5 protein-coding genes are annotated in these 6,561 nt (G+C 46.0%); 2 read left to right on the top strand and 3 right to left on the bottom strand.

All coding sequences use genetic code 11. The features are described from left to right. Both QT992_RS25700 and QT992_RS25695 read right to left on the bottom strand, forming a co-directional pair. Positions 1 to 1,220: protein kinase domain-containing protein (locus QT992_RS25700; protein ID WP_333378038.1), on the bottom strand; the 1,220-nt coding region annotated here is incomplete at its 3' end. 170 nt (positions 1,221 to 1,390) lie between these two features. After that, positions 1,391 to 2,062: a hypothetical protein gene (locus QT992_RS25695; protein WP_333341871.1), complete on the bottom strand. Its 672-nt coding sequence runs from the start codon at positions 2,060 to 2,062 to the stop codon at positions 1,391 to 1,393. A gap of 591 nt (positions 2,063 to 2,653) precedes the next feature. Here QT992_RS25695 and topA point away from each other — a divergent pair. Beyond that, entirely contained in the window at positions 2,654 to 5,386 is a 2,733-nt protein-coding gene (gene topA / locus QT992_RS25690; RefSeq protein WP_333341873.1) for a type I DNA topoisomerase, read from the top strand. Between the two features lie 265 nt (positions 5,387 to 5,651). Next, positions 5,652 to 5,891, top strand: a complete 240-nt coding sequence (locus tag QT992_RS25685) for a hypothetical protein (protein WP_333321305.1) — start codon at positions 5,652 to 5,654, stop codon at positions 5,889 to 5,891. Between the two features lie 28 nt (positions 5,892 to 5,919). Here QT992_RS25685 and QT992_RS25680 read toward each other — a convergent pair whose 3' ends face one another. Further along, a complete protein-coding gene (locus QT992_RS25680; protein ID WP_333321303.1) occupies positions 5,920 to 6,558 on the bottom strand; it encodes an MvaI/BcnI family restriction endonuclease in 639 nt (212 codons plus the stop codon). Between the last annotated feature and the right edge of the window lie 3 nt (positions 6,559 to 6,561).

The raw sequence follows: 6,561 nt of genomic DNA, 5'->3' as shown, positions 1-6,561 counted from the left end.
AATATTTTTTCTTTCCAGGTATTGAGTTGATTTTGGCTTTCTGTTAAGAGTTGCTTGACTAATGATTGAAAGGCTTTGACAACGGCGGCGTAAGGGATATTTCGTTGAAATTGGTCGAATTTTCCGGCAATAAAATAACCTCTGGCTTTAGTAATTGGTTTATAAACTTCTTGTACTAAGGCGGATTTACCAATGCCAGAGTAACCGGATACTAGCATCATTTCGGTGCTGCCTCTGCTGACTCGCTCAAAGGCTGCTAATAAGGTTTCAACTTCTGTTTCTCTGCCGTAGAGTTTTTCGGGGATGAGGAAATGGTCTGTAATATCCTGCGTCCCCAATGCAAACGTCTCAATGTTACCCGTGTTTTGTAATTGAGCCAGACAAATCTCTAAATCGTGTTTCAGTCCTAATGCACTCTGATAGCGATTTTCCGCATCCTTGGCCATCAGTTTACTAACAATTTGGGATAAAATTAGGGGGACTTCGGGCTTGATTTGATGTACGGGAATCGGCTGTTTGGCTAGATGACAATGCACTAACTCCATTGGGTCGTCTGAGTCGAAGGGTAACTGTGTTGTCAACAATTCATAGAAGGTGACACCCAGGGAATAAAAGTCACTCCGATAGTCAATGCCTCGATTCATTCTTCCTGTCTTTTCTGGGGAGAGATAAGCTAAGGTTCCTTCGAGGGTGTTGGGATTCTGGATTTCTTGGGTTTCTCTCGGCAGCAGGGAAGAAATACTGAAGTCAATGAGTTTAATTTGTTGGCTATGTGGGTTAATCAGAATATTGGCAGGTTTGATATCTTTATGAATAACTCGGTTTTGGTAGAGAGAGTGGAGAATATTTGCTAGTTCCCTGGCTAGGTTGAGAAAGTTTTCTAAAGATAGAGATGTATCGGGTGGGTTGTTATCAATTGCTACCTCGGCATAAGTAGACAGGGAAACTCCTCCAAAGTCCTCCATTATCAAAGCATAGGCGTTTTTGTAAGGTGTTAAATCGAGGGGTTCAACCACTCCAGGCAGACGTAGATTTTTGGCGATGGTATATTGGTTGCGGAATTGCAGCAGTTCGCTGAAGCTGGGGTATTCGTTTCGCAGCAGTTTGATGACGACTGGAGTCCGATCGCTCTCCCGAACACCGCGATAGACTAGAGTGCGAGACCCTGCATAGAGTTGTTCTGTTATGCGATACCCAGGCAGGTCAGTAATTGTCTCCATTTTCCAGTCCTCAATAAATTGGGGGTTACTATATATCTAGTTTACTCAGCCAACTTGGAAAATTATCAATAGCCTCTAATGTTCCTGCACTTGTCAGTGGGCGTTCTGTACCAACGAACACAGATCGTTCGATACTGAAGCCATATTATTAATTGTTTTACGGCTTTAGATTACCAACTGATAATAAGCGGTAATCCAGGTCGAAAATCTACCTGTTGTCCCTGCACTTCTCCATCAAAACCCAGCTCCACAAAATACTCGGTTCCTATCCGTAACTTTAGCTGATTTGTCTCAAGCACTGCTTGAAGTTCAGGTGACGGATTATTGGCAGCAGGACTGAATAATTCTACGCGAGTAATTTCGCGGAAACCCACACCATGATCCAAAGGCTGTGACTTATCAGCAGAGTATTGATCGGGACGTTTACCAAAGGAAATTTGGAAAAGCATGGGCTCAGTCAAAACATCACTATTTGTTCCTACTGCGATACTCATCGTTTCAGATAAATAAGGTGGATGATATGCCCAACTAGAAAATGCAACTGTGTCCTCAGAACCTTTGGCTGGACGCAAACAGATGCCAAACGGACACGCACCATTATTCCGATTTGTCGATCGCTCCCAAAGACGAGTCAGATGAATTGGCTCAGACTTCGCCTCTTCTGGATCGTGAATCCATAACAATTCCAACATTGCGTTATGGAAAAAGAAAGAGCGATTGGCTGTACCTTGTCCGCGATGAATGCGAGATCCACCCTCAACTAAACCGAAGGATGATAAACGATTAGCTTCGGAAGCACCAATATCAGTAAGGATGAAAAGATGGTCGAATTCAAATGTCATAGCATTGTTGATAGACTCGATCGATCGCTCAAGTAATTTTAATCCCCTGTGATTGCTTTTTTTCCGATGGCCCCGCTTATAAGCTGTCACGCATTTAAATTGCATATTTAGGGCGGGCGAGACGCCCACCCCACAAAGCTTAGATTATTTTTTGACATTCAATTTAAATGCACAACAGCTTACTGCACAGCTTACTGTACCAAAATGCCAAACCTCTACTCAGTCAATCTTTCCCAATCTAAAATCTAAAATCTAAAATCTAAAATCGCCCGATCGATCGCCCCAAGCTTCAAGTTACAACTAGATTGAGGAACCATCCGCCCGCATCCAGCAGTCTCAACATCCAGTTAGCGACAATTCTGCTAGAGTCAGGTCATCATCCCGTGCATCTTGTAGAGAGGCGATTCGCAGCCTCTGCCCCGAAAGCAGTAAAATCCCATCAGCTTGTCACCTGCCACCCGATCGGCAGTAACTTAAAAATTAAGGTAGTTTGAAAATAATCGCCCAAAGTTGAAAGAAACCTTGACATCTGACCTAAACTCTCTAACTTAGACCCTCTAGCTGCGCTGCCATCCATATTTAAAAGATGCCATGTCAACCTTAGTCATCGTCGAATCTCCGACCAAAGCCCGCACCATCCGCAACTTCCTGCCCTCCACCTACCGTGTAGAGGCATCGATGGGCCATGTCCGCGACCTACCATCCTCGGCCGAAGAAATACCAGAAGCCGTTAAAGGAGAAAAATGGGCGCAACTGGGCGTAAACGTGGAAGCAGACTTTGAACCCCTCTACGTCATCCCGAAAGATAAAAAGAAAATTGTTAAAGAACTCAAAGACGCCCTCAAAGACGCCACAGAACTGATTCTAGCCACTGACGAAGACCGGGAAGGCGAAAGCATTTCCTGGCATTTGCTGCAAATCCTCAAACCCAAAGTGCCCATCAAGCGGATGGTGTTTCACGAAATCACCCGCGAAGCTATCCGCGACGCTTTGACTCACTGCCGCGATATCGACAATCGAGTTGTACAAGCCCAAGAAACTCGCCGAATTCTCGACAGACTCGTCGGTTACACACTCTCTCCGCTACTGTGGAAAAAAATCGCTTGGGGTTTGTCCGCCGGTAGAGTGCAGTCAGTCGCTGTACGCCTGTTGGTGCGCCGGGAACGGGAACGCCGCGCTTTCCGCCAAGGTAGTTACTGGGATTTAAAAGCCCTTTTGGAAAAGGGCAAAATTTCCTTTGATGCCAAACTCGTGACTGTCGGCAATGTAAAAGTTGCAAACGGCAGCGATTTTGATGAAAATACCGGGCAAATTATCGCAGGCCGCCGCGTACTTTTGCTCAACGAAGAACAGGCGCGGGCTTTACTCTCACGCATTCAAAACAAACCTTGGACTGTCACCAATCTCGAAGAACGGCCAGTCACCCGCAAACCTTCGCCGCCGTTTACGACCTCGACTTTGCAGCAGGAAGCTAACCGCAAACTGAGGCTGGGTGCGCGGGAAACCATGCGAATAGCCCAAAGTCTCTACGAACGCGGTTTTATCACCTATATGCGGACGGATTCGGTGCATTTGTCCGAACAGGCTTTAGAAGCGGCGCGCAGTTGCGTGCAAGAACTTTACGGCAGCGAATACCTCAGCCCCCAACCGCGCAAATACACTACGAAAAGCAAAGGCGCCCAGGAAGCCCACGAAGCTATCCGTCCCGCCGGCAGCACTTTTCGGACTCCGCAGCAAACTGGATTGGATGGGATTGATTTCCGTCTCTACGATTTGATTTGGAAGCGGACTGTGGCTTCTCAAATGGCCGATTCCCGCCAAACTCACGTCACGGTATTAACTCAGGTAGAAGATGCCGGTTTCCGTTCCAGCGGCAAACGCATTGATTTTCCAGGCTTTTTGCGCGCCTACGTGGAAGGTTCCGACGATCCGAATGCGGCGTTGGAAGACCAAGAGGTGATTTTGCCGGCGCTGAAGGTGGGGGATAAACCTAATTGTAAGGATTTAGGGGCAGTTGGCCACGAAACTCAACCTCCCGCCCGCTACACGGAAGCTTCTCTGGTGAAAATGCTGGAAAGCGAAGGTGTGGGCCGTCCGAGTACCTATGCGAGTATTATCGGTACAATTGTCGATCGGGGATATGCGAAATTAATAGCTAACGCCCTAATTCCGACATTCACCGCTTTCGCCGTCACGACTTTATTGGAAACACATTTTCCCGATTTAGTAGACACCGGTTTTACTTCCAGAATGGAACAAACCCTCGATGAAATTGCTACTGGCGAGGCGAAATGGCTGCCGTATTTGCAAAAGTTTTATACAGGGGAAACCGGACTCGCAACCCAAGTCAAAGAACAGGAAAGCCAGATTGACGCGAAAGTTGCCCGAACTGTGGTATTAGAGAATATCACGGCAAAAGTTTGCATCGGTAAATACGGCGCTTACCTCGAATCTGAAAACGAAGAAGGCCAGGTGAAAGCGTCGATTCCCCAGGATTTGACTCCGGCAGATTTAGACCCGGAAAAAGTTGAGTTTCTGTTAAAACAAAAGACGGAAGGCCCGGAAAAATTGGGTCTTCACCCGGAAACCGGGGAACCAATTTATGTGCTGATTGGCAGTTATGGGCCATACGTTCAGTTAGGGGATGTTTCGGAAACGAACAAGAAACCGAAGCGGGCTTCTTTACCGAAGGGGACGGATAAGGATAGCGTGACGGTGGATATGGCGGTGAGTTTGTTGACTTTACCTCGGTTGTTGGGCACTCACCCGGAGACGGGGGCGAAGGTGCAAGCTAATTTGGGGATGTACGGGCCTTATGTGGTGCATGACCAGGGTAAGGTGGGGAAAGATTATCGATCGATCAAACCGCCGGATGATGTTTTGACGATCGAGCTCGATCGGGCATTGGAAATGTTAGCGCAACCGAAAGCCGCCCGCGGCAGCAGCAAAACAGCTACACCTTTGAAGGAATTGGGCGCGCATCCAGAATCGGGAGAACTTATCAATGTTTACGACGGCCGTTATGGGCCCTACGTCAAACACGGCGATATCAATGCTTCTTTGGCTAAGGATGAATCTGTGGAGAATTTCACCTTACAAAAAGCACTGGATTTGTTAGCAGCGAAGGAAGCAGCGGGCGGCGGAAAATCTAGCAGCAAGTCGAAGAAGTCAACTAAGACTGCGGCGGCGAAATCGGAGACTGCGGCGAAGAAGACTGCAGCGAAGAAAACTACTGCTAAGAAGACGACGACTGCTGCGAAGAAAACGACTACTAAGAAGGCTGCGACTGCGACAACAGCCAAGAAAACAACTAAGTCAAGTTAGTTGAGTTTTCTGTAATATTGGAAACCCGGTTTATTAGTAGAAAAACCGGGTTTTTATCGGGTTCTTTCGTTTATCCGCGAGTCCGTCAGGGAATGAATTCCCTGTCTCATAGCGAAAGTCGGTTGAAACCGACTAAAGAATAGTGACCAATACTCGATGCAGGTTTTTTTGTGTTTTTTGCTTTAGCAATCTTTTATTTTTATGATATAATCAAGACGATCCATCTAGTAATTGGAGTAATTTAATCACCATGAGAGCTGAACTTATGGTACAACCTTCCTACTGGATCGATCGTGAGATTTCGATTCAGAAAGTCAGAAATCTTTACTTATTCAAATTTACGGAAAACCTGCAAGCCCGATTAGAAGAACTAGCGGACAGAAAAAAGGCTAATCTTTTAACTTCAGAAGAGGTTGTAGAATTAGCAAGCTTACTAGAACTAGATCGGATTTTTACCTTAATTAACGCTAAAGTTATAGCAGCCTCATGTCAGTTAGACACTTAATTAATTAGCAGTGCCAATCAGAAATATGTTAAGGCTTGACAGGCAGTGGAACAGAATACCCCTCTCCTAAGATATGTGCGACAAAGCTAGTTCGAGCGTAGAAAGCACGAGATGTGCTGCCATGCCCTGGCCCTTTAGTTCTTGGCTGCACAAGTTGGCCCATTTTTCCAGTAAGGTTTGAAAATCCTTGAGTTATAATCGTTTCTCGAACAAGGTTGTAGTCTGCTTTCACTTGCTCGTAGATTTGAGGATTATCAAGATCGAAGGAAGCAACTGAATGCACAAGAGAACGATTATCTGCTTGGCTCTCAAATACCCGTGCAACAACAACCATTTTCTGTAGTTTGTTGAAGAGATGGCTTTCCTCAAATTCTTTGCTTCGGACTTCTACTGGATCTATCATCGTGATTGCCATCGTTTCTTTGACTTTGAGTTCCCCTGTTCGTTTAGGTATTAGTGGAACCAGCTTTAGCTCCCAACTGCCAAAATTAGGCGATCGAGATGAGTTAAGGGCTAATCCCAAATAGCGTTCAATTGTATGCCCAGCCCAACCCTTGTTTTTCTTATCTTTTGTGCTCCAAACCGTTACACGGTGATGATCTGCTAGTTGTCGAAGATCTTGACCTACCAATGTAGTGAGTCTTGTAATTGCCTCTAATCTTTCCATAGA

Origin of the sequence: Microcoleus sp. T3_D1, assembly GCF_036700405.1 — a bacterium.
GTDB lineage: Bacteria > Cyanobacteriota > Cyanobacteriia > Cyanobacteriales > Microcoleaceae > Microcoleus.
Note: the sequence above shows the minus strand (reverse complement) of the source record. Positions and strands in the feature narration are given on the sequence as shown.

Coding starts and splice junctions, on each gene's coding strand:
- QT992_RS25695 (WP_333341871.1), bottom strand. CDS start 2,062: ATGACATTTGAATTCGACCATCTTTTCATCCTTACTGATATTGGTGCT.
- topA (WP_333341873.1), top strand. CDS start 2,654: ATGTCAACCTTAGTCATCGTCGAATCTCCGACCAAAGCCCGCACCATC.
- QT992_RS25685 (WP_333321305.1), top strand. CDS start 5,652: ATGGTACAACCTTCCTACTGGATCGATCGTGAGATTTCGATTCAGAAA.
- QT992_RS25680 (WP_333321303.1), bottom strand. CDS start 6,558: ATGGAAAGATTAGAGGCAATTACAAGACTCACTACATTGGTAGGTCAA.